Below are 22,187 nucleotides of genomic sequence, written 5' to 3'. Positions count from 1 at the left end.
TTCTGACCAGAGAGGCCTTCATTCGGCGAAAAGCGACTATCTTGAGTCCACCGCCTTTGACCAGGCTCGGCAACCCCCGCGCACTGCGGGTCAAGGGAATAACCAGGTTCGAAGTTTATAAATTTATTTGTTCGCTCCGGTGGCACCTGGTAGGGGTAAAAATTGGGTCAGACCCTGATCGGCGCCCCAAAGGCCCTGTCGCCCGCATCGCCGAGGCCGGGCAAAATGTAACCCTTCTCGTTGAGCTCCCTGTCTATCGCTGCAACGAACATCTCAACGTCCGGGTGGGCTTCCTTTATCCGGCTTATCCCTTCCGGCGCTGCCAGAACTCCAACTATGACGTAGCGCTTGGCCTTCCCGTACTTCTTGACCTCGTCGAGAACCCTGATGAGCGTCGAGCCGGTCGCTATCATCGGGTCTGCTATGATGACCGTGTCCTCCGGCTTTACCTGCGGCACCTTGACGTACTTCATCTCTATCTCGAACTTCGGCGCCTTTCCGCGAGATGCAGAGACGATACCCACCCTCGCGTGGTCGAGAACCTTGATGAGGCCCTCCATGAGCGGTATCGCCGCGCGGAGGACGGTTATTATCACGACGTTCCGCCGGTCCTTTATGAGCACCCCCTCCGTCTCCTCGAGGGGCGTCCTGACCGGAACCTTTTCGGTTTCCATCGTCTTGGTCAGCTCGTAGGCCATGTAGCGGCCCAGCTTGACGAGTCCCTTCCTGAACGGTATCGGCCCCGTTCTCTCGTCGCGAAGCTCCGTCAGGATCTCCATAATGAATGGGCTGTCCTCGAAGGAGTAAACACCCTTCCAGCGCCTGTCCTCTATCATTGCTCTCACCGGTGGTGGGTCGGGGAAAGGGTTTATTAGCCTTCCGGCTGTTAAGCAGTGGCTTTCTCGGGGACAGTTTTTGATTTCTCCTCGATTATCCGTTTCATCCATGTGCCGCGCATGAACCAGGCGAGAGCGACCACAGCCGCTATGAAGTTGCTCATCCCCATTCCAAAGAACACTCCCCTGCTCGTGAAGTTGAATATTTCAGCGAGGGGTATCGTGATCCCAAGAACGGTTATCGCTCCCACGTAGCCGAAGGCGTAGCTCAGCGGAATCCTCAGGCCCCAGAGGCGGAATATCCCGAGGGCCATGCTCTTCTTTGTGTGGCCGGCGGAGCTGAAGGTTCTGTTGACGACTATGAAGATTCCGTTGAAGAATGGAACCGAGATGAGGAAGTACTTTAGGACAATCTCGCTCTCCTCAATCACGGCCGGGTCGTTCAGGAAGAAGCGGAATATCTCGACGCGGAAGGCACCTATCACAAGCACCGCGAGGCTCGCTATGGCGAAGTTTATTACCATCGTCCTCTCGGCTATCTTCTTCGCTCTTTCGTAGTTCTCGGCCCCGACGTTCTGGGCTATCATCGTTCCCATCGCCATGCTTATGCCGCGTGATATGCTCGTTAGGAAGTTCACGAGGCGGGTGGTTATGGTGTAGGCCGCGTAGGTGACGTCGCCGAAGCCGAAGATTATCCTGGTGAGTATAACGAAGCCGAAGCTGTTGGCGGACTGGCCTACGCTCGAGGGCAGGCCCACACGGAAGAGCTTTCCGTAGAATTTGAGGTCCGGTTTGAGGCTCTCAAGGCTCAGGCTTATGCCGACCTTTCCTTTGAAGAGCAGGTAGAGGCCGATGAACGCTCCGACGGAGTTCGCTATGACCGTGGCCAGCGCCGCCCCGGCCACTCCAAGCTCCGGAAAGCCCAGCCAGCCAAAGATGAGGAGCGGGTCAAGGATAACGTTTATTGCAACCGTGAGGAGGGTTATTTTTACCGGCGTCTTCGTGTCTCCCGTAGCCCTCACGAGGGCCCCGAAGGCCATGAAGGCGAAGGAGAAGGGAAGGCCGAGGAAGACGACGGTGGCGTAGGTTAGCGAATAGGGATACACGTTCTCGCTGACGCGCATGAAGCGGAGCGCGTAGGGGAGGACCAGGAGGGCCACCACCGCTGTCACCACGGAGAAGAACGTCATGAGTGAGTAGAGTGCCCCGGCGGAACGGTTCGCTTTCTCGTACTCCTCCGCACCGATGTACTGCCCGACGAAGGCGAAACCGGCCGTCGTGAATCCCATGCCGAGCGCCATCAGCGTCCCTATTATCGGCCACACGGTCCCGGGGGCGGAGAGGGCCTCCCTTCCGAGTTTTCCCAGCCAGAAGGTGTCGGTTATGTTGTAGACAACCTGGACTAGGTTGTTCACTATTAACGGGCCTGCCAGTAGGAGAAGGGTCTTCTCTATCGGCCCGCTCAGTATCTGCTCGCGCATCTCCCTGATCCTTCCGTCCCTCATCTGCGATCAGACCGCAATCGAAACGGTGATATATAAAGCTACCCTTTCTCCTCTATGATGCGGCTCATCCAGCTCCCGGTCAGGAACCAGGCGAAGGCCACTATAGCGCCGAGAACGTTGCTCAGGCCCATCCCCAGCCACATCCCGGCGGTGTCCCTGACCAGAACGCCGAGGCCGTAGCTGAGGGGCAGCCTCAATCCCCAGAGGCGGAGCATGCTGAGGAGCATGCTTTTCTTTGTATGCCCCGAGCTCTGGAAGACGTTGTTCACCGCCGAGAATATGCCGAAGAAGGGCAGCGACGCGGAGAAGTACTTGACGACCTTCGCGCTCTCCGCTATTATCGCTGGGTCGTCGATGAAGAAGCTGAAAATCTGAACCCTGAAGAGGACGAACAGGAGCGTTCCTATGCCAAGAATGGCAAAGTTTATCGCCATTGTCTTCTCAGCTATGGCCTTTGCCCTGTCATAGAGCTTCGCCCCAACGGTCTGACCTACCATCGTCCCCATGGCCATGCTTATTCCGTCGGAGAAGGCGAACATGAAGTTGGTAAGCCTGTTGGTTATGCTGTAGGTCGCGAAGGCAACGTCGGCCTCGCCGAACTGGCCGCCGAGGGTGAAGATTATTCTCGTGAGTATGACGAAGCCGAGGGCGGTAGTTGATGAGCCAACGCTCGATGGGATTCCCACGCGGAAGATGCGCTTGTAGAACTCCCAGTCCGGCTTGAGGCTTTCGAGGGTCAGGTGTACCCCCACCCTGCCCTTGAAGAGCAGGTAACCTCCAACGACCGAGCCGAGGCTGTTGGAGAGCATCGTGGCAACGGCCGCTCCAACGACCCCAAGCTCTGGAAACGGCCCCCAGCCGAAGATGAAGAAGGGGTCTAAGACGAGGTTGAGGAGCACGGTCGAGACGTTTATCTTCACCGGCGTTTTGGTGTCCCCTATCGCCCTCAGGAGGAAGTTGAATGCGAAGAGAGTGAAGGCGAAGGGAATCCCGGCGAAGATGACCCTCGTATAGGCCAGGGCGTAGGGATAAACCGTCTCGCTCACGTTCATGAACTTAAGGAGATACGGGGCGGAGATCACGCCGAATATCCCGACTACAATGGCAAAGAGCATCATGAGTGAGTAGAGGGCTCCGGCGGCGCGGTTGGCTTTCTCGTACTCCTTCGCCCCAACGTACTGACTGACGAAGGCGAAGCCGGCAGTGGCGAACCCCATGCCGATGGCCATGAAGAACCAGACGAGGGGCCACGCTGTTCCCGGGGCAGCTAACTCTTCCCTTCCGAGCTTTCCGAGCCAGTAGGTGTCGGTGAGGTTGTAGAGAACCTGAACGAGCTGGTTTATGATTAGGGGATAGGCTAGCACGAGGAGGGTCTTCACTATCGGCCCATTGACAATCTGGTCTCTCATAGCCTCTACTTCGCGCTTCATTGAGATGGATATCGAAACGTTGGTATAAAAGCCTTATCGTGGATAAAGAATCCACGATAAAGAATCCACTGGCTCGGGGCTGCAAAACGGGTAGAAACGAATAGAAAAGGGAAGCGGGGAGGCTTCACTCAAGAAGCCTCTTCCTGGCGGCCTCGAGGAGGATCTTCTGCTCCTCCTGGGCGACGGTCTTCCTGATGAGCTCGACGGCATCGGGGTTGGCCGAGATGCTGTCGATGCCGAGCCTGACAAGTATCCTGGCCATCTTCGGGTCGCTGCCGGCCTGTCCGCAGATGCTGGTCTCGACGCCGTACTTCTTGGCGACCTTGATGACGTTCTCGATGAGCTTGAGCACGGCCGGGTGCTTCTCGTCGTAGAGGTAGGCTATCCTGTCGTTGTCCCTGTCGATGGCGAGGGTGTACTGGGTGAGGTCGTTGGTTCCGAAGCTGACGAAGTCAAGGCCCTCCTTGATGAGGTCCTCGATGATGAGGGCAGCGGCCGGAACCTCGATCATTATTCCCCACTCGACGTCCTTGTGCGGCTCAAGGCCAACTGAGCGGGCTATCTCCTTGGCCTTCCTTATCTGGTCAGGGTTGGCCACGAGCGGGAGCATGACGCCGATGTTGTCGTAGCCCTCCTCGACGACCTTCTTGATGGCCTTGAACTCGGCCTTGAGGAGCTCGGTCTGGTCAAGGCTCCTCCTGATGCCGCGCCAGCCGAGCATCGGGTTCCTCTCGTCCGGCTCGTCCTCTCCACCCGGCATCTCCTTGAACTCGTTGGTCGGAGCGTCGAGGGTCCTGTACCAGACCGGCCTCGGGTAGAAGGCAGCGGCGACGGTCCTGATGCCCTCGGCGAGCTTCTCGACGAGCTCCTCCTCCTTGCCCTCCTTGATGAACTTGACCGGGTGCTGGCCGATGCTGAGTATCATGTGCTCGGCCCTGAGGAGACCGACGCCGTCGGCACCGGTGGCTGCGGCCCTCTCGGCGACCTCGGGCATCGAGACGTTGACCTTGACCTTGGTGGCGGTGACGAGCGGAGCGCCGGCAACGACGACCTGTCCGCCCTCGGCCTTCTCCTCCTTCTTCTCGACGAGGCTCTTGACTATGCCCTTGTAGACGACGCCCCTGGTTCCGTCAACGGTGACGTAGTCGCCAGTCTTGAGCTTCTTGGTGGCCTCCTTGGTTCCGACAACGGCCGGAATACCGAGCTCCCTGCTAACGATGGCGGCGTGGCTGGTCCTTCCACCCTCGTCGGTGACTATCGCTGAGGCCCTCTTCATGGCCGGGACCATGTCCGGGTTGGTCATGGTGGTGACGAGGACGTCGCCCTCCTTGACCTTGTCGATCTCGCTGGCGTCGAAGATGACGACGACCCTGCCGGCACCTATTCCTGGGGAGGCACCGAGACCCTTGAGGATGACCTCCATCTCCTCGGTTCCCTCGACCGCTTCGCTCTCAGCGGAAGCCTCCTTGAGGGTGGTGATCGGCCTGGACTGGACGATGTAGAGCTTGCCGTCGTCCTTGTCGTAGGCCCACTCGATGTCCTGCGGCCAGCCGTAGTGCTCCTCGATCTTGGCGCCGATCTTGGCGACCTCAACGATCTGCTCGTCGGTGAGGACCTGCTTCTCGACCCACTCCGGCCCGAGGTAGTCGGCGACCTTGACGTAGACGGTGCCCTTGTTGGTCTCTGGGTTTCTGACGACCATGACCTCCTTCTTGGCGATGAACTTCTCCTTTATCTTCCAGGTGCCCTTCTCGACGATGTACTCGTCGGGGGTGACGCTTCCGCTGACGACGGCCTCACCGAGGCCCCAGCTGGCGTTTATCATGATCTCGTTCCTGTCGTTGGTGACCGGGTTGGCGGTGAACATGACGCCGCTCTTCTCGCTGTTGACCATCTTCTGGACGACGGCTGAGAGGTAGACCTTGCTGTGGTCGAAGCCCTGCTTGGCCCTGTAGAAGGTAGCCCTGGCGGTCCAGAGTGAGGCCCAGCACTTCTTGACCTTGTCTATGACGTCGTCAACGCCGTAGACGTCGAGGTAGGTCTCCTGCTGGCCGGCGAAGCTGGCCTCGGGGAGGTCCTCGGCGGTAGCGGAGCTCCTAACGGCGACGTAAACCGCTTCCTTGTTGAACCTCTGGGAGAGCTCCTTGTAGGCCCTCTCTATCTCCTCGGCTATCTCGGGGAGCATCGGGAGCTCGATTATCTTCTGCCTGATCTTGGCGGTGTTCTCCTGGAGCTGCTTGGAGTCGTCAACGTTGGTCTGGGCGATGACGTCCATGATCCACTCCTGGAGGGTCTTACCGTCCTCGAGCTTGACGTTCTCGACGAAGTACTTGTAGGCCTCGGCGGTAACACAGAATCCGGGCGGAACCGGAATTCCGGCGTTGGTCATTTCTCCAAGGTTGGCACCCTTTCCGCCGACAAGAGCGACGTCGCCCTTTCCGAGTTCCTCAAACCACTTTATAAACCTGTATTCGCTCATGCGAATCCCTCCGCAACTTTTACTGCGGGTGATATATCGAGGGTTCGTATTTAAAATTAACTATCCAGAGGTGTTCTTCAGCGTACAGAAATGAAAGGAGGGGAAAATGTGTCCATCGGGCGATTAAGGCGCCCTAATTCTCTTTTCTGAGGTATATCTTGAACTTTCCGCCGTAGAACTCCCTGACAAGGACGTAGTTCCCGCTCTCCTCGATGTTCAGATGATTAGCTGGCTCCTGGAGGATTATGAGGTCGTAGTATCCCGACGCTATCCTCCCCCTCACGTCCTGCCTGTCTAGCGCCATGTCCACCTCTGCCCCAGGATAGTAGAAGCCCGCCATGGTATATAGCCTGGGGGAGACCAGGAGCTTTTCCCTTGGATATTCCTCTGATGCATAGCTCAGAACCCGGGACTCATAGTTTCCGAACTTGTCCCATGTTTCCTTTAGAGCGAGGGCTTTTTCCGCCGTCGGGGCGAGGAAAAGGATTGCCAGAACAACCGCGAGAACCTTGTAAGCTGTTGCTCCAGTTGTCCTCTTCCCCAGGACGGAGGCGATACCGTCCCTGATTAGGAGCACCCCCTCCGCTGCAAGAATCGCGACCACCGGTGAGAGGAACGTCACGAACCGGGTCTCCTTGTGGACCACCGTGAGGATCCCCATCAGCCCCATGAAGAGCCAGCTGATTAGCAGCCAACCTTCTTCGTTTTTCTGTATCCGAAGGAATCCCAGAACGGCAAGGAGGGGGAGGAGGACGCCCAGATCCTCAAGCAGCAGTCTGAGATAGTCGGATAGGGAGACAGGCTTGTCCAGCGTGACCACCTTGGAGGCAACGCTGAAGGGCCTCAATGCGCCGCCGTAGTGGAGTTCGCCCAAGTACAGCCAGGGCGCGAGAACGAGGAGCAGGAGCAGTGCTCCGATCCAGTACTCCCTTTTTCTTACCCATTCCCAGTGGTCACTTAGCCAGAGATATGCGAGGAAAACCGCGAGTATCGAGAGGCCTGTGTAGCGGGTCAGGATCGCTGCCCCGGCGGAGATGAACGCCAGGTATATCCTGAGGGGATCTCCCTTCTTCCTTCCGGTGTATAGTAGGTAAACGGCCAGGGTGTAGAAGAAGGTAAACTCGCTGTGAACCAGCTCCCTCGTCCCCATTGTGAAGGCGAGGGGGTTGAAGGTGTAGAACAGGCTGGCGAGGACACCTTTGATCCCCTCCCCGCACATCTCGACGACCAGCAGGTAGGTTAGAACCGCCGTAAAGGCGAAGAAGATCACGGAGATGAGTCTCGCCACGGTCAGCTGACCCGGTGGGTCTTGAACAAAGTGGTAGGCTATTGAAAGCGTGTAAGGGTACAGGGGCGGGCGGTACATCATGTAGATCCCTTGGTACGTGAAGCTTGTCGGATCTTGAGCGAGGTTTCTGGCGATGTCTATGTAGAGGGCCCCATCGTAAGTTAGTGTGTCGTGGGAGGGCATTGTGAGAATGCCAGTCCCCAGGGCGAGCAGGAATAATGCAGCTGGAATCAGCGGTCCTTTTTCCATACGTCCACCTCCACCGACAGGTACGCGAGGAAAGCCATCGCAGATAAGAAGAAGGCGTCTATGCCTATGGGGATCATAAGCGTCATCAGCGTGACGGCCAAAACTGCGGTGGGTCTTCTTCTCTCTGCATCTTGAAGAGCCATTCCCAGGAACGCGGCCTCAATAAGTCCAAAGAGTCCAAAGTCGTAGGCCGGCTGACCGAATATCGTGTACGTGTACCCCACGTTCCGCCCGAACAGCGAACCCACGTATCCCTTTGGGTCGGTCGAAAAGAGTATCCCCCTCTCCCCCCAGGGCATTCCAAGGTGGAAAAGCTTTTCATAGACAGTGTACGTGACCCCTGGCCTGTAGAGCAGGGTTTCGAGGAAGCCCAGCTGCCATTCGGGATACGTTGCCGTCGTGACGTAGTACCTCGCCAGGAACACCCCGATCAGAACCATCGCCGCCGCGGGGAGCATGTATTTCCTTCCTTTAATGTTGTATCCAAGGCCTCTAAGCTGAACAAGCCGGAGGAAGTAAGCCAGGGCAACGGCCAGTCCAATAGTCCGGAACGTGGAAACCAGGGCTATTGCTTCTCCCAGGAGGAAAATCCTGAAGTCCGGCTTCAGGGAAAGAATGACCACCGTGAAATAGCCGGCCGCTAGGTAGAAAAATCTGAACGCGGAGTATCTCGTCTCGGGCCTTAGTATGGGTACGGCACCGCGGAAGATGGGAACCAGGAACAGGACGAGAACGACGGTGGTGAGAATAAGGCGGAGCTCCTTGCGGGCGTTATCTGGGTTCCTCTCGATGTTTCTAGCCTCGTAGTGCACTATAAGCCGGGTCGTCACTATCGTTGCCACTGCAGTAGCGAATCCCCACCAGCCGAGCGGGGAGAGTACAAGGATCATAACCGCTAAGTAAAGGTAACTCTTGTGAAGGCAGTTTATCTTCCAGTCTCGAAGGTAGAATACTGCCATAATCCAAAGAAACGCCAGTGCGTAGACCAGTGGAGCAGCCTCTGGCGGGGGGAGCAGGTCTGAGTAGATGACCTTTGAAATAACGGCGGTAATGATGTAGAGCACCGCCGCCGCCCAGAAAAGAACGCTCGGCCTCATATCCCAACCCCACTCAGCTCTGCCTCCTCAGCTTCCACCCTCGTATAACTATGTAAGCTCCGAGGGCAAAGAGCAGGTAAACCGGGAGGTCGAGTATTCCCGTTTCGACTCCCACAATTCCATAGGCGAGGGTGGAGTAGTAGAGCGCCCTCGTTATCGGGTTCTCAGCGCCTTCTATCACGCCGTAGTACAGGCCGAGGAGGAAACCCTCTATAACAGCGAAGACCCCGAAGTCGAGGTACATTCCCCCGAGGAGGGTGGGGGTTATCGTGACCCCCGTTCTGACGTAGAGGAACTTTGCGACCAGTCCCCTAGGGGAATAACCGCCTAGGAGGTACGACTTTATCCCCGCCCACTGGAGGTAGCCGTGGTAGTGTCCGCTCCAGCCGGCGCGCCAGACTATGATATCCAGGACGGACGTGGAGCTCTGGACCCTCGTCCACAGGCTTTCGATGGCCTCACCACGGAGGAGGGTTATTCCAAGCCCGAGGACGATAATTACTCCAATGGCCGCACCGAGATGCCAGAGCTTGAGCCTTCCTTCACGCTTCATTCCTTCGTAATAGGCGGCGCCCAGGGCAATGAGGCCAACGAGCACAGGGGTTCTGTAAGCGTAGAGGGCAACAGTGAAGGGGTAAATCAGGGCGTATCTCTTACCCCGAAGGAACAGGTAGACGCTCGAGGGCACGCCTAGGAAGTAGGTAAGGGCCGTGAGCCTGGGGTTGAGGCTCGTCCTGATGGCCGGGTGTATGAGGGGAACGTCCCGGAGGATAAGCATCTGGAGAATTATTATTCCAACTGCAACCCAGAAGGCCCAGGTTATGTACTTCTCATCGATGCCAAGCCCCCGGTCTTCCCATTCTATCCGGGAGCCGTGGTATACGCCGAGGACCATTGACACGGCGAAGGCAGTTCCCATCGCGATGGTCTTGGGCTCGGCCAGGCCCAGGGATATGAACGCCATGAAAAGTATTGGAATGAGAAGGGGCAGTTCCCTCATCAAGCCCTCACCTCAACGAGCTTCAACGGAAGGTTCCGCTCCTCGGAGTTCACGTAGAGTATGCCGTACATGTAGACCCGGTAATCTCCGAGGTACTCCTTAAGGAACTCTACCGGCACCATGTTGGTACTTATAACCGCTCCGTTGCTGCTCACTTGGTTTATCGTGACGGAGCCATAGGAGAGGTAGTCAGCCCGGTACTTCAGCATTCCCAGCTTTATGGGGCTTATATCCCCTTCTATGTAGATTATACCGCTGAACCGTTCCGAATATGCATCAACGGTGATGTTATCTATTATCTCCCCCATCGTGCCGAGGCGGGGGGGAAGTTCATATACGTAAACCTTTCCGTGGTAGTCTATCTTAATGAGCTTGGCCCTAAGATCCTCCTTGGTAGCGCTTGGGCCACCTATGCTTAGGACCTTTCCATTCGAAACTATCTTTATGGTCGATCCCTGAACGCTCAGCAGAGTGCCCCTGACGGTTTCCCCATCGACGGTTTCCACGGTTATCGTGACGTTGAATCCTCTGGTTAAGAGTCCGAACGCGTGATTGGCCGCCTCGTATATCTCACCGCCCTGATAGTGCTGGGTGTAGTAGTTGAATGCTAGACCAAAGATGGCCATGAGTGCGATAACGGCAAAAACCTTTCTTCTGTCCATGGTTCTCACCACTGCACCCTCTAAAGTCCCTCAGGATACGGTCGTTTTATAGGTTTTGGTAGATTTCATATCCCTAATGGGCGCGGTATTTCTCAAATTCTGGGGTATAGTGTTATCTCGACTGGAACTGCAGGAGGTGTGGGACAGTCGTTGGTGTTCAAAAATAGCCACCAGCGGTGTTACACAGGTGACTAGGGCCACTAGGTCACTCTGAAGAACGAAATCTTTATATTAATGCGGCATTTACAGTATAGATGACCATTACGATTAGGAGGTGTCAAGATGAATAAAAGGGCCTTGAGCCTTTTGATCGCGGTAGTAATGCTACTCTCTGCGATCCCAGCGGCAGTATCAGTGCCGGCAGTGACGGCGACTCCAGTGCAGCAGGTCGAGAGTCCCCAGCAGGTCGCGGTAGAGAAGTCCAGCAATTTCATACCGGGAGAGGTCCTCCAGAAGGAAATCCAGAAAGTTCTGGAAAGCAGCGGGAAGACGGTGCGCCTCATAGTGGCACCGGATAAGGATCATAAAATAGAGGTTTACAACGCTCTCAAAAGGCTCGGAAAGATCGATCCCATCAGCAAACCCGAGTTCCAATTCATAGTTGTTGAAATGCCGGTTTCGAACGTTGAGAAGCTCGCCGAGATACCTGGAATACTCCACGTCTGGAAGGACGAGATGGTTAAGCTCCAGGAACCCGTTGCCCCTGAGGCTGGAATGGACGATGTCAAGCCCGCAGTTCAGGATCCCAATCTTCCCGATATGTTCATGAGCGTCTTCACGATCCACGCCTACGACACCTGGATTAACTACGGCGTCCTCGGAGACAACGTCACCGTGGCCGTTCTTGACACCGGAATTGACGTTGGCCACCCGTTCCTCCAGGTCACCCTTGACGGAAGGCCGAAGATAATTGACATATACGACGCAAGCGACGAGGGACTTGTTGAGATCTACTACTCCACCAACACCACCTCTGGAGGTTACATAGCCGTCGATCAGAACGTCACCCTCTACTGGGGAGCCTACGCCCCTTACTACGGCCACGAGACCTACACTAATTACACAATGGGAACCTATTACGTCGGAAACATCACCGGTGACGACTACTACCTGGGCCTTCTTCCGGAGAGGTACTTCGATCTCAACAACTTCACTGGGACTCCTTACGATCCGTATAACCTTGGGCTCTTCGGTGACCTCAGCGACGTTTACCCAGTCCTCATAGTGAACCAGAGTGGAAACTTCATTGCGTACATCGACCTCAACCTTGACAACAACTTCACCAACGACCAGCCGATTGGGGTCTTTGACCTCACCCACGACTACGTCACGGTCAATTCCACCAAGGTGAACATTGCCTTCCAGGGCTTCTATGGCGACTTCGCGTACTTCATGTGGGACGCCCACGGACACGGAACCCACGTCAGCGGTACCGTCGCCGGCGTTGGTCTTCCGGACGACCCGGTCTTTGGAGGGGTCTACGGCGTTGCCCCCAACGCCCAGCTTATGGAAGTCAAGGTTCTGCCCGGAGAGCTGGGCTTCGGAAGGACGAGCTGGATTATAAGCGGTATGATATACGCCACCCTCAACGGTGCCGACGTCATAAGCATGTCCCTCGGCGGTGGAGGTGAGATAAACGACGGTATCGAGAGCCCGGAGAACTTCTACGTCAACCTGATCACCGACTGGTTTGGTGTTACATTTGCCATAGCCGCGGGGAACGAGGGTCCGACCACCAACACCGTTCACTCCCCGGGTGACAGCGACCTCGCCATAACCGTCGGCAACTACGTGGACAACGAGAGGGAGTCCTTCTGGTACGGCTTTGACATGGGCATCATCTCCGGCCCGTCGATGAGCTCCAGCAGGGGTCCGAGGGACGACGGTATGCTCGACCCCGACGTCATGGCTCCCGGTACCGACATATTCTCCAGCCTCCCGATGTGGTACACCGTCCTCTACGGCAACCCGTACAGGTACTATGGGATATGGAGCGGTACCTCGATGGCCACCCCGCACGTCAGCGGTGCGGTGGCGCTCCTCATCAGCTACGCCAAGCAGCACAACCTCACCTATGACCCCATAATGATAAAGCGCGCCCTCGAGTTCAGCGCCAAGCCCGTCAACGGAACCCTCATCGACCAGGGATTTGGTCTCATACAGGTGGACAAGGCCATCGAGGAGCTTGAGAAGCTCAGCCAGGAGCCGACCACCTACATCTTCGCTGGAACCACCTACACCGGCTTCAAGAACCCGATAGGCGTTCCGACGATTCCGGTATCCCCTGCTTACGTTGACTTTAACGGCTACTTCCAGAACGTGTTCGGCTTCCCGTACCTCTACAGGGGGGTTTACATAAGGAACGAGTACCCGGGAAGCGTCCCGATATACTTCTCCCCGCTGGTTTACGAGCCCGGCTGGGGACTCTGGTACGTCTTCCAGAACAAGACCTACAGGATAAGCACCAACGTGGACTGGATAATCCCGAACACCACCGAAGTTACCATTAACGGAGCCGATGCTTATGACATAAACGATCTCATTGGGCAGTTCTCCATCAACATCGACTACTCCAAGCTCCAGAAGAGCGGAACCTACGTTGGACTCGTCTACATCGACGATCCCGACACCAGCTACATAGACGGTTACGTGGCTGTCACCGTCGACATTCCTGTGAACCCGAACGGTGAAAGCCACGCCAAGCTCTCCGACACCGAGAAGCCCGGTGAGGCCAAGCACTACTTTGTCAAGGTTCCGCGTGGCACCAAGGAGCTCCGCGTCACCCTCCGCGTTCCGGCCGACGCCGAGGGCAACCCGATGGGCAGGACGACCCTCCTCATCGCCAGGCCGCTCGGTGAGGTCGTTGCCGCCTACGTTCCGGGCTACTACTACGTCGGAGCCAACCCGGCCGGAAACGTCTACGAGTACACCTGGGTTATCCCCAACCCGGTCGAGGGAACCTGGGAGATAACGGCCTACTCGAGCATATTCACCAAGTACTTCAGCGGTTACGACACCTCCCAGTACGAGATTGAGGTCAGCCTGGCCTCGGTCTCCATAGAACCGGAGCTCCTACTCAAGGACGTTGCCCAGCCCTCAAACGTCACCGTCAAGGCCACCGTGACCAACAACTATGGTGACTTCAACGCCACTGCCGTCGGCTACGGTGTCGGAAGGCTTGATGCAGCGTACACCTGGACAAGAAACGTCAGCCAGGACGATTGGGACGTTGTTGGAGCCTTCTACGCAGACCCGACCACGTACTTCATCAGGTTCGGAATCACCCAGCCGGAAGACCCCACCGCTGACCTCGACCTGTACGTGTTCTACTTCCCGACCCTCGAGGACCTCCTCAACTTCGAGAACTACACCGTGTACGACCAGCAGGTTGGCCCGACCAGTGACGAGGTATTCGAGCAGTTCATGCCCAAGTCCGGCTACTACCTCGTTATGGTCTATGGCTGGGACACCGCCGGCTACAACCCGGTGCACTACACATTCTACTTCCAGATGCTCGGTGACAACGGCAACGTGGAGATGCAGACCGGCTCGTTCCTCTTCCAGAACGGTGGCACAGCCGACCTGAAGGCCAGGGTCGAGCTCGAGTCCAGCGGAACCTACCTGGGCGTTCTCAGCCTCATCAACAACAACACCGGAGAAGCCATGACCTACGCCCCGATGATATTCCAGGTGGGAATGCCGGAGATGTCGATAGTGGTCTATCCCGAGGCCACCCTTGGAAAGCCATCAAAGCTCATCATCAAGCTCCTTGACCTCGCCACGATGGAGCCGATAAACAAGTCCGCTACTGTCATGGTAAACGGCAGGGAGTACCACACCGACAACGGACAGGTCGTCGTTGACTACGTCCCGCTCCATCTCGTTGAGACTATCAAGATAAAGGCCACCAGCCCGTACTACCAGGACGCCTGCACAGAGGTCACCGTCAGGGCTAGGGAGCCTGTCGAGACGGAAGTGTACTCGCCGATCACCCTTAAGCCGTACGTGGCGGTTGGAGTCGGTGAGGTCACCGAGGTCACCACCGACAAGACCACGCTCACGATAACCGCCAACGGACCGAGCGGTGCCGAGGACTACATCTTCGTCACCATGCCTGTCGATACTAGCTACATCAAGATAACCGGCGACCACGTCATTGACTACTACACCATCGAGGGCAAGAACGCGCTCTACGCTGTCATCAAGGTCAAGTACGCCTCGCCGGTCACCGTCACCATCGAGTACAGGACTGCCCGCTTCATCGTCAGCACCTGGAACTACGTCTGGTTCATGCTCTACTGGAGGTACGACCAGAAGTTCGACCCGCTCTACCAGAAGGCCGTTGAGCTTGGCGTGGACAACGAGACCCTCCAAGAGGCCCTGATGTACAAGGAGCTCGCCGACAAGTACTACGAGGAGGCCGAGAAGTACCTCACGCCTGGCAGGGACAACCTCGCCATAGCGGCCCTTCCGCACATACGCAAGGCCTACATGAACATCCTCAAGGCCTACAACATACTCGAGAGCGCCATCAAGGAGATCGAGGGCTGACCTCCTTTCTTTTCTCTTGATTTTCCCAACACTTTTAAACCGTCAGGCGTTTCTTCATTCGGTGTCGTTCCATGATATACGTCAAGGTCTACAGGGTTCAGGGGGAGGTCCTTCTCGCTGCCTGCGACGAGGAGCTGCTCGGAAAGACGTTCCGGGAGGGTGAGCTGAAGCTCGAGGTCAAGGAGCGGTTCTACAAGGGCGAACTGGTGGACGAGGATTCCCTCGGGCCACTCCTTGAGGAAGCGACCATAGCGAACCTGACGGGGGAAAGATGCGTCTCAAAGGCAATAGAGCTCGGGTACGTTGATGAAAACAGGGTTCTCCGGATTGAAGGGGTTCCCCACGCCCAAATGGCCCGGCTCTTCCTGTGAGCTACCTTTTTAAACCGCCCCCATTACTCCCCTTCGGTGAGGGAGATGAGCGAGAGATTCTGTTACCGTTGCGGGATAAGCGAGAGCGAGGGCGGTCCGCTCATAAACGGTCTCTGCCAGGTATGCTACCGGAAGGAGAATTCCGTCCTTCTAATCGAAGATGAGGTAAACACCGAACTCTGTCAGAACTGCGGGAGTTACAGGAAGAGGGGCCTCTGGGTGGATCCAATGAGCTATGAGCTGGAGGAGCTCATCTTTGAGGTGGCTGAGAACGCCCTTCTTGAGGAGCTTGAGGATTCCTTCAGCGAGAAAATCAGGGAGTACGAGGTCGTTTTGCCTGAGGAGCTGGATGAAATAGACGACCTCCCCGTTGGCAGGGCTGTTGTTTCCTTTGAGCCCATGGACTTTCACATCGAGCACTTTCCGGCGATAATAACGTATGAAGTCCGCGTCAAGGCCAAGACCCACGAGCTCCAGCGCGAGCTCCACGATGAAGCCAAGAAAGTCACAGTCTACGTTCGCCAAACGGTCTGCCCCCGTTGCCAGAAGTTTCTCGGCGGCTACTTCGAGGCCATACTCCAGGTTCGCGCCGAGGGCAGGCCTTTGAGCGAGGAGGAGAGAAAGGCCATCGGAAGGCTCGTCGAGGAGAAGGTGGACGAGATAATGCGGAAAGATAGAATGGGCTTCATACAGGACACGATAGAGAAGGAGGAGGGTCTGGACTTCTACATGGGCTCGACATCGAGTGCCAGGAAGCTCGCCCAGGCCATACGGGAGCGCTTCGGAGGGACGATAAGCGAGGCCTACGAGCTGGTCGGGGTGGACAGGCAGACGAGCAGGGAAGTATACCGCACGAGCGTGAGCGTGAGGATTCCGAAGTTCCAGCGGGGCGACATCGTGGCCGACAAGCGCGGCAACGTCTACGAGGTGGAGAGGGTTGATGGGAAAGGCGTGAGCCTCAGGAACCTTTCGACCAACGAAAGCGAGCACCGCGACTGGAAGACGGTGAAGAGGGAGGGTATAGACACCGTTGAGCACGAGAGGAGCGAGGCCATGGTGACCAGCATAATGCCGGGGGAGGTTCAGCTCATGGACATGGAGACCTACGAAACCTACGAACTTGAAAGGCCCCCAATGGATCTCAGCGAAGGCGAGATCTATCGCATGGTAGAGGTTAGGGGCAGGAAGTACTTCCTTAACAGGAAGGAGTAACCCGTTTTTGTCCCACCAACCTTTTTAACCGAAGGTTGTGAACCTTCCTTGGTGATGCTCATGAAGAAGACTGTGGTCATAATCGGTGGCGGAGCCGCAGGAATGAGCGCCGCTTCACGCGTCAAGAGACTCAAACCCGAGTGGGACGTCAAGGTCTTCGAGGCAACGGAGTGGGTCAGCCACGCCCCGTGCGGGGTGCCTTACGTTGTTGAGGGCGTCTCGCCGAAGGAGAAGCTCATGCACTACCCGCCCGAGGTCTTCATCAAGAAGCGCGGCATAGACCTTCACCTCAGGGCCGAGGTCGTAGAGGTCGGTCAGGGCTACGTCAGGGTTAGGGAGGAGGGTGGTGAGAGGAGCTACGAGTGGGACTACCTCGTCTTCGCCAACGGTGCCTCTCCGAGAGTTCCCGCGATCCCGGGAACCGAGCTGGAGGGTGTTTTCACGGCAGACCTGCCCCCGGACGCCGTTGCAATAACGAGCTACCTCGAGAAGAACCCCGTCGAGGACGTGGTCATAATCGGTGGAGGTTACATAGGCGTCGAGATGGCCGAGGCCTTCGCGGCCAGGGGAAAGCGCGTCACCCTCATAGAGAGGAACGAAAGGGTGATGGCCAAGGCCTTTGACAGGGAAGTCACCGACGTCCTCGAGGAGGAGATGAGGAAGAGGGTAAACCTCCGCACCCAGGAGATAACCCTGAAGATAGAGGGCAAGGAGAGGGTCGAGAAGGTGGTAACCGACGCGGGCGAGTATAAAGCCGACCTCGTCGTCCTAGCGACGGGCATAAGGCCCAACGTCGAGCTGGCGAAGGAGCTTGGCGTCAGGATCGGGGAGACCGGTGCGATATGGACCAACGAGAAGATGCAGACCAGCGTTGAGAACGTTTATGCAGCAGGCGACGTTGCCGAGACGAGGCACATCATAACCGGCAGGCGCGTCTGGATTCCACTCGCTCCAGCTGGAAACAAGATGGGTTACGTTGCAGGAAGCAACATCGCCGGGAAGGAGGTTCACTTCCCCGGGGTGCTGGGAACCAGCATCACCAAGTTTTTCGATGTGGAGATAGGCAAGACCGGCCTTACTGAGGCCGAGGCCATAAAGGAGGGCTACGACGTCAGGACCGCATTTATCAAAGCGGGCACGAGGCCTCACTACTACCCCGGGGCGAGGCCGATATGGCTGAAGGGCGTGGTGGACAACGAGACCAATAAGCTCCTCGGCGTCCAGGCGGTCGGTGCGGAGATACTGCCGAGGATAGACACCGCCGCCGCGATGCTCACCGCGGGCTTCACAACGAGGGACGCCTTTTTCACCGACCTCGCCTACGCACCGCCCTTTGCCCCGGTCTGGGACCCGCTCATAGTCCTCGCCAGGGTCCTCAAGTTCTGACCCTTTACCTTTTTAGGAGGGCAAGGCTTCCCCCGATGAGGGCCAGTCCGAGGCCAAAGGTGGCCGTGAACCCCGCGGAGGATACGAGCGCCCCGCCGATGGCGCTTCCCGCTATGTAGCCCGCCGAGCTGACGACGTTGTAGGTCCCCATCGCGCTTCCCTTCTCCTTTTCTCCGGCCCTCTCGCTCACTATTGCCGTAGAGGGAAGGCCTATGAAGGCCCAGGAGTAGCCGGCCAGGGTATAGGAGGCGAGAACCATCGGGAGAAGGAGTGGAGAGACCATGATCCCCACCATCACCGCGAGCAGGGCCGCGGCGCGAAGGGCGAGGCCTTTCCTAAGAGTCTTCTCCTTGTTACCACCCATTGTGCTCCCAACGCGCCCGTAGTTGAGAGCCGCGATTGCGGAGTTGGCTATAAGGGCAAGGTACACGACGTCCATTCCGTAGCCACCGCCCGTCAGCAGGACCGGCATCTGGGGGAAGTAAAGTCCAGCGGCTATCCAGAAGAGCAGGAACGCCAGGTAGAACCTCCCGAGGCCATCTGGAAGGCTGAGGTTGAGATGGAGTACAAAGCTCGGGAAGTAGCGTGCCTTCTCGACGACGTAGTTTCCGAAGGCCCTTATGGCACGCCGGTTTATGTAGACCGGCACCTCGCGTATCATTTTCCTTCCCATGAAAACCGACGGAACTCCGAGCAGGGCGAAGGCCACGAAAAGCTGGGGGATCGTGAGGAACCGGGATAGCCCGAAGCCGAGGACTAGGCCGAGAACCCACCCCCAGCCGCTGACCTCATTGAACTTCCCTATGCCGTACTCCCAGCTGTGCTTCCTGACGCTCCTTAAAACCAGGGCTATCGGTACGGATAGGGTGGAGGAAAGGAAGAACGCGTAGGCCGTGTTCACGGCAATCAGCTGGGCCGGGGTTTTGGTGAAAGCCATCGCTGTGAGGAACACCGGGACGCTGGCGAAGCCGAGGAGTATGAAGGGCTTTCTCCTCAGCGTCCTGTCGCTCAGTCTCCCCCAGAACAGCGCGCCGAGCATTGAAGCCAGACTCGCGAGGGCAAAGGCCAGGCCAACCGTTGAAGCGCTGCCCCCGAGCTGGAGGAGGTAGAGGCTCACCAGGGCGGAGCTTCCACCGGTAGCTACTTTGAAGGGCACGAAGGAATAGAACCACCTGGGCATCTTCGGAACGTAGCGGTAGCGGTTGGCGACCGTTGAGTTCCTCACGGCGATGGCCACTCTCTGGCTCACTTTTTCTCACCTTGGAGTGCCGGAGAACAGGGTTTGCTTTAAAAAGGTTCGTGAACCCAGGGGGTAGTCAATGTTCAAATGCGTGCATTTGGATGGAAGGTTTAAAAACGTTGCATGTGTATTATGAACCATGGAGCGGAAGATTGTAATCTCCTTCATACTTTGTGCCCTGTTCGTGGCGTTGCCCTTCGCCGTCAATTATGCGGATGAGAGAATTTCCTCGAGTCCTGCTCAGCCGCCATCATCACCAGCGAACCCAGTTAACGGGGTTTATTATGTGGGCTTTGCCACGTCCCATGAAGGGGACGACATTCTCTACGTTGTTCCGGGGAAAGCGTACGTTGAGAGAGCGGGAACGTTGGTCACAGTCAACGTCACGGTCAAGTTCAGGCATGCACAGCCCTGTCCCTACTCCGACTGGAAAATAACGGTTGAAAACCCAAAGAACGTTGAAGTCGTGAACGAAACGAAGACCGAACTGAAGGACGCGTACACGGCATTCAAGCAGTACACCGTTAAAGTCCTCGGAAACGGAAGCCTGGATGTGGTTTTCCACTACGGCTCTGGCTGTCCCTACGGAACCGAGGAAAGGGTCACGGTTGAGTTCTACGTTGGGACACCCAACGACACTGCCTTGAACCAGAGCACCCCTTCGCCAGAGGAAGTCCTCAACACGACCTCCATCAACGTGACGGGCCCCATAAAGGAAGTCGACCTGGCATTGAGGGCGGTTGTGGTTGAGAACTACACGATTGAGATCAGGGGGCGCTGGACCGGGCCGAACAACGAGAGCTTAACCTGGCGCGACATGCTGGCACTCTTGAAGCCCGGCGAGAGGATTACCATCCTTGCCAGCGAGGAAGACGGCTCCTTAAAGGCGGACGTCATTGTAATCAACGGAAAAACCTACAGGAAGGGATGAGCCATGAAGTGCAACCTGAGAATGTGCGTTTCACTTCTCCTGTTCTTCCTGTGGCTCATCACGGGCATAACGGGGACGGTGCTCCTCATAGGCCCCCTGACGGCAAAGCTTGGTCATCCACTTCCAGTGTCCACCGCGGATACACTCCACATCTACTTCGGCTTCGCCTTCTTCGGCCTTTCAATAGTCCACATTGCTCTGAACTGGAACGCCCTCGTGGCCTACTTCCGGAGGCTGAGGTCTTAAATGGAAAAAGGAGTTCACACCTCCCCTCTGAACTTTTTGTAGTACTCGTCTATGAGCCTTCTGATGGTCTTCCCTATCTTGATGTAGTCTATCTCCCTCAGGTTCGCCAGCGAAACCCTGGCCGAGGGGTGGATGACGTCGAAGCCCTTCCCTGGGAGGAGGACGACCCCTGCCTCAACGGCGAGGCGGACTATGAACTCCTCCACGGGCAGGGTTCTGACGAACCACTCCGCGAACTCCTTTCCGTAAAGCCTCTCGGCCAGCTTCTCGGTATCGAGCAGGGTGTAGTAGTAGGCGTAGCCCGGGCTCTCCTCGGGCTCTATTCCAAGGCCGCGGTAGAGCGCCCTGTAGCGCCTCCTCAGGACGTGCTTCACGGTCTTCTTGTACTTCTCCTCCTCGTCCATGAGGGCGTAGAGGGCGAAGAGAACCATCTGAACCTGCTGGGGTGTGGACAGCCCTGCGGTGTGCCTCAGCGCGACGTTCCTGCTGTCGGCCACGAGCCTGTCTATGAACTTCAGCTCCCTGACGTTCGGCGTTATCGGGGCGTAGCGCTTCTCAAGGATCTCCTGCACCTCCTCCGGGAGACTGGCTATGAGCCTGTCCACGACGTTGTCCCTGTGGAGGGCTATCACGCCAAGGCGCCAGCCGGTCGCCCCGAAGTACTTGGAGAAGGAGTAGACCAGTATCGTATTGTGGGGCAGGACGGAGTACACCGACCTGAAGTCCTCGGCGAAGGTCGCGTAGACGTCGTCCGTGATGATTATCAGGTCGTTCCGATCTTTCTCAACTATTTCGCGAAGGTCTTCTAGGGTTTCCTCCTCAAGCTTCACCGACGTTGGGTTGCCCGGGTTCACGAGGAAGAAGGCCTTTATCTCGGGGTCGCGGAGCTTCTCGAGCTCTTCCCTCGGTATCTGGTAGCCCCTCTCCTCGTCCGCTCTCACCTCGATGACCTCGAGCCTGTAGGTGTCGAGCCTCGGTATCTCCAGGTAGGGGCTGAATATCGGAACGGCCAGCGCTATTTTATCCCCCTCGTTCAGTATCCTGTTGGCCTTCAGGGACTCGAAGAGGTACGCCATCGCCGCGGTTCCGCCCTCCACCGCGAAGAGCTGGGTCTCATCGACCAGGGAGTAGCCGAGGTCGTAGCCGGCCCCCATCTCCTTCATCAGGTACCTCGCGACTATCTTCTCCGCCAGGGGCAGCATCCTCGGGGGCGATGGGTAGTCGCAGCCCAGGTAGCCCTGCACCATCTCGTGGAGGAAGTCCCCCGCAGGGAGGCCCAGGTAGTCCCTGACGTAGCTGACGGCCGAGTTCAGGAAAGCCGTCCCCCTCTCGTTCCAGTGGTTTCTAACGAAGATCTCAAAGCGGGCCTCGATGCCCTCCCTGTCGCTGTGGCCCCCTATGAGGCCACCCATGTAGCCGAAGTGCCTCTCTGCCTCGCTGAGAGCGAACTTCCCGAGCTGGAGGTAGGCGTACCTCGGCGTCAGCGCCAGGAAGTTCGGGTTCCCCCTGCCCGCGTTGAGCATCATCCTCTCCGATTTCCGCCTCGCGAGCTTTATGAGAAGCTCCTTGAACTCGAACGGGCTGAGCTCCTCAAGGTTTCCTATGTTTTTCAGTATCTCCTCAACCTGGGCTTCACCCTCGCCTGACACGTTGAACACCGTACATTGTTGGACCGGAGCGTATAAAAGGGTTGGGCAAACCTTA

General features: G+C 57.2%; 16 protein-coding genes. 6 read left to right on the top strand and 10 right to left on the bottom strand.

What is annotated here, in order from left to right; all coding sequences use genetic code 11:
* Positions 1-167: 167 nt before the first annotated feature.
* From upp to CL1_RS02600, 8 genes are all read right to left on the bottom strand, one after another.
* Positions 168-836, bottom strand: coding sequence for a uracil phosphoribosyltransferase (gene upp / locus CL1_RS02635; protein ID WP_014788358.1), 669 nt, complete (start codon positions 834-836; stop codon positions 168-170).
* Positions 837-886: 50 nt separating this feature from the next.
* Complete coding sequence (locus CL1_RS02630; RefSeq protein WP_048151826.1) at positions 887-2,341, bottom strand: MATE family efflux transporter; 1,455 nt, start codon at positions 2,339-2,341, stop codon at positions 887-889.
* Between the two features lie 38 nt (positions 2,342-2,379).
* On the bottom strand, positions 2,380-3,771 hold the full coding sequence (locus CL1_RS02625) for an MATE family efflux transporter (RefSeq protein WP_048151823.1): 1,392 nt from the start codon (positions 3,769-3,771) through the stop codon (positions 2,380-2,382).
* Between the two features lie 124 nt (positions 3,772-3,895).
* Positions 3,896-6,250 carry a phosphoenolpyruvate synthase gene (ppsA, locus tag CL1_RS02620; RefSeq protein ID WP_014788355.1) on the bottom strand — a complete coding sequence of 785 codons (2,355 nt, stop codon included), beginning with the start codon at positions 6,248-6,250 and terminating at the stop codon, positions 3,896-3,898.
* A 133-nt stretch (positions 6,251-6,383) separates the two neighbouring features.
* Complete coding sequence (locus CL1_RS02615) at positions 6,384-7,787, bottom strand: ArnT family glycosyltransferase (protein WP_014788354.1); 1,404 nt, start codon at positions 7,785-7,787, stop codon at positions 6,384-6,386.
* Positions 7,769-8,884: a hypothetical protein gene (locus tag CL1_RS02610; RefSeq protein WP_014788353.1), complete on the bottom strand. Its 1,116-nt coding sequence runs from the start codon at positions 8,882-8,884 to the stop codon at positions 7,769-7,771. Before CL1_RS02610 ends, CL1_RS02615 begins: the two co-directional genes overlap by 19 nt.
* Positions 8,885-8,897: 13 nt before the next feature.
* Entirely contained in the window at positions 8,898-9,884 is a 987-nt protein-coding gene (locus CL1_RS02605) for a hypothetical protein (protein ID WP_014788352.1), read from the bottom strand.
* Complete coding sequence (locus CL1_RS02600) at positions 9,884-10,546, bottom strand: phospholipase D-like domain-containing protein (RefSeq protein WP_014788351.1); 663 nt, start codon at positions 10,544-10,546, stop codon at positions 9,884-9,886. Before CL1_RS02600 ends, CL1_RS02605 begins: the two co-directional genes overlap by 1 nt.
* Positions 10,547-10,828: 282 nt before the next feature.
* Between CL1_RS02600 and CL1_RS02595 the strand changes: the two genes are divergently transcribed.
* The 4 genes from CL1_RS02595 to cdr all read left to right on the top strand — a co-directional run bounded on the left by CL1_RS02595 (position 10,829) and on the right by cdr (position 18,066).
* Complete coding sequence (locus tag CL1_RS02595; protein ID WP_014788350.1) at positions 10,829-15,097, top strand: S8 family peptidase; 4,269 nt, start codon at positions 10,829-10,831, stop codon at positions 15,095-15,097.
* Between the two features lie 71 nt (positions 15,098-15,168).
* Positions 15,169-15,468 (top strand): DUF424 domain-containing protein, encoded by a 300-nt coding sequence (locus CL1_RS02590; protein WP_014788349.1) that lies wholly within the window; start codon positions 15,169-15,171, stop codon positions 15,466-15,468.
* 45 nt (positions 15,469-15,513) lie between these two features.
* Positions 15,514-16,680, top strand: a complete 1,167-nt coding sequence (locus CL1_RS02585) for a 60S ribosomal export protein NMD3 (RefSeq protein ID WP_014788348.1) — start codon at positions 15,514-15,516, stop codon at positions 16,678-16,680.
* 60 nt (positions 16,681-16,740) lie between these two features.
* Positions 16,741-18,066, top strand: a complete 1,326-nt coding sequence (gene cdr / locus CL1_RS02580) for a CoA-disulfide reductase (RefSeq protein WP_014788347.1) — start codon at positions 16,741-16,743, stop codon at positions 18,064-18,066.
* 4 nt (positions 18,067-18,070) lie between these two features.
* On the opposite strand, the gene CL1_RS02575 is transcribed toward cdr, so the two are convergent.
* Complete coding sequence (locus CL1_RS02575) at positions 18,071-19,315, bottom strand: MFS transporter (protein WP_014788346.1); 1,245 nt, start codon at positions 19,313-19,315, stop codon at positions 18,071-18,073.
* A 130-nt stretch (positions 19,316-19,445) separates the two neighbouring features.
* Between CL1_RS02575 and CL1_RS02570 the strand changes: the two genes are divergently transcribed.
* The gene (locus CL1_RS02570) at positions 19,446-20,237 is read left to right on the top strand and encodes a hypothetical protein (protein WP_148267267.1); all 792 of its coding nucleotides are present in this window, start codon (positions 19,446-19,448) and stop codon (positions 20,235-20,237) included.
* Between the two features lie 3 nt (positions 20,238-20,240).
* A complete protein-coding gene (locus CL1_RS02565; RefSeq protein ID WP_014788344.1) occupies positions 20,241-20,483 on the top strand; it encodes a DUF4405 domain-containing protein in 243 nt (80 codons plus the stop codon).
* A gap of 14 nt (positions 20,484-20,497) precedes the next feature.
* On the opposite strand, the gene CL1_RS02560 is transcribed toward CL1_RS02565, so the two are convergent.
* Positions 20,498-22,141: a bifunctional aspartate transaminase/aspartate 4-decarboxylase gene (locus CL1_RS02560; protein WP_237266265.1), complete on the bottom strand. Its 1,644-nt coding sequence runs from the start codon at positions 22,139-22,141 to the stop codon at positions 20,498-20,500.
* Positions 22,142-22,187: the final 46 nt, after the last annotated feature.

It is taken from the genome of Thermococcus cleftensis (assembly GCF_000265525.1).
GTDB classification, from domain to species: Archaea; Methanobacteriota_B; Thermococci; order Thermococcales; family Thermococcaceae; genus Thermococcus; species Thermococcus cleftensis.
The sequence above is the reverse complement of the archived record's forward strand: the minus strand, read 5'-3'. Positions and strand labels throughout refer to the sequence as shown.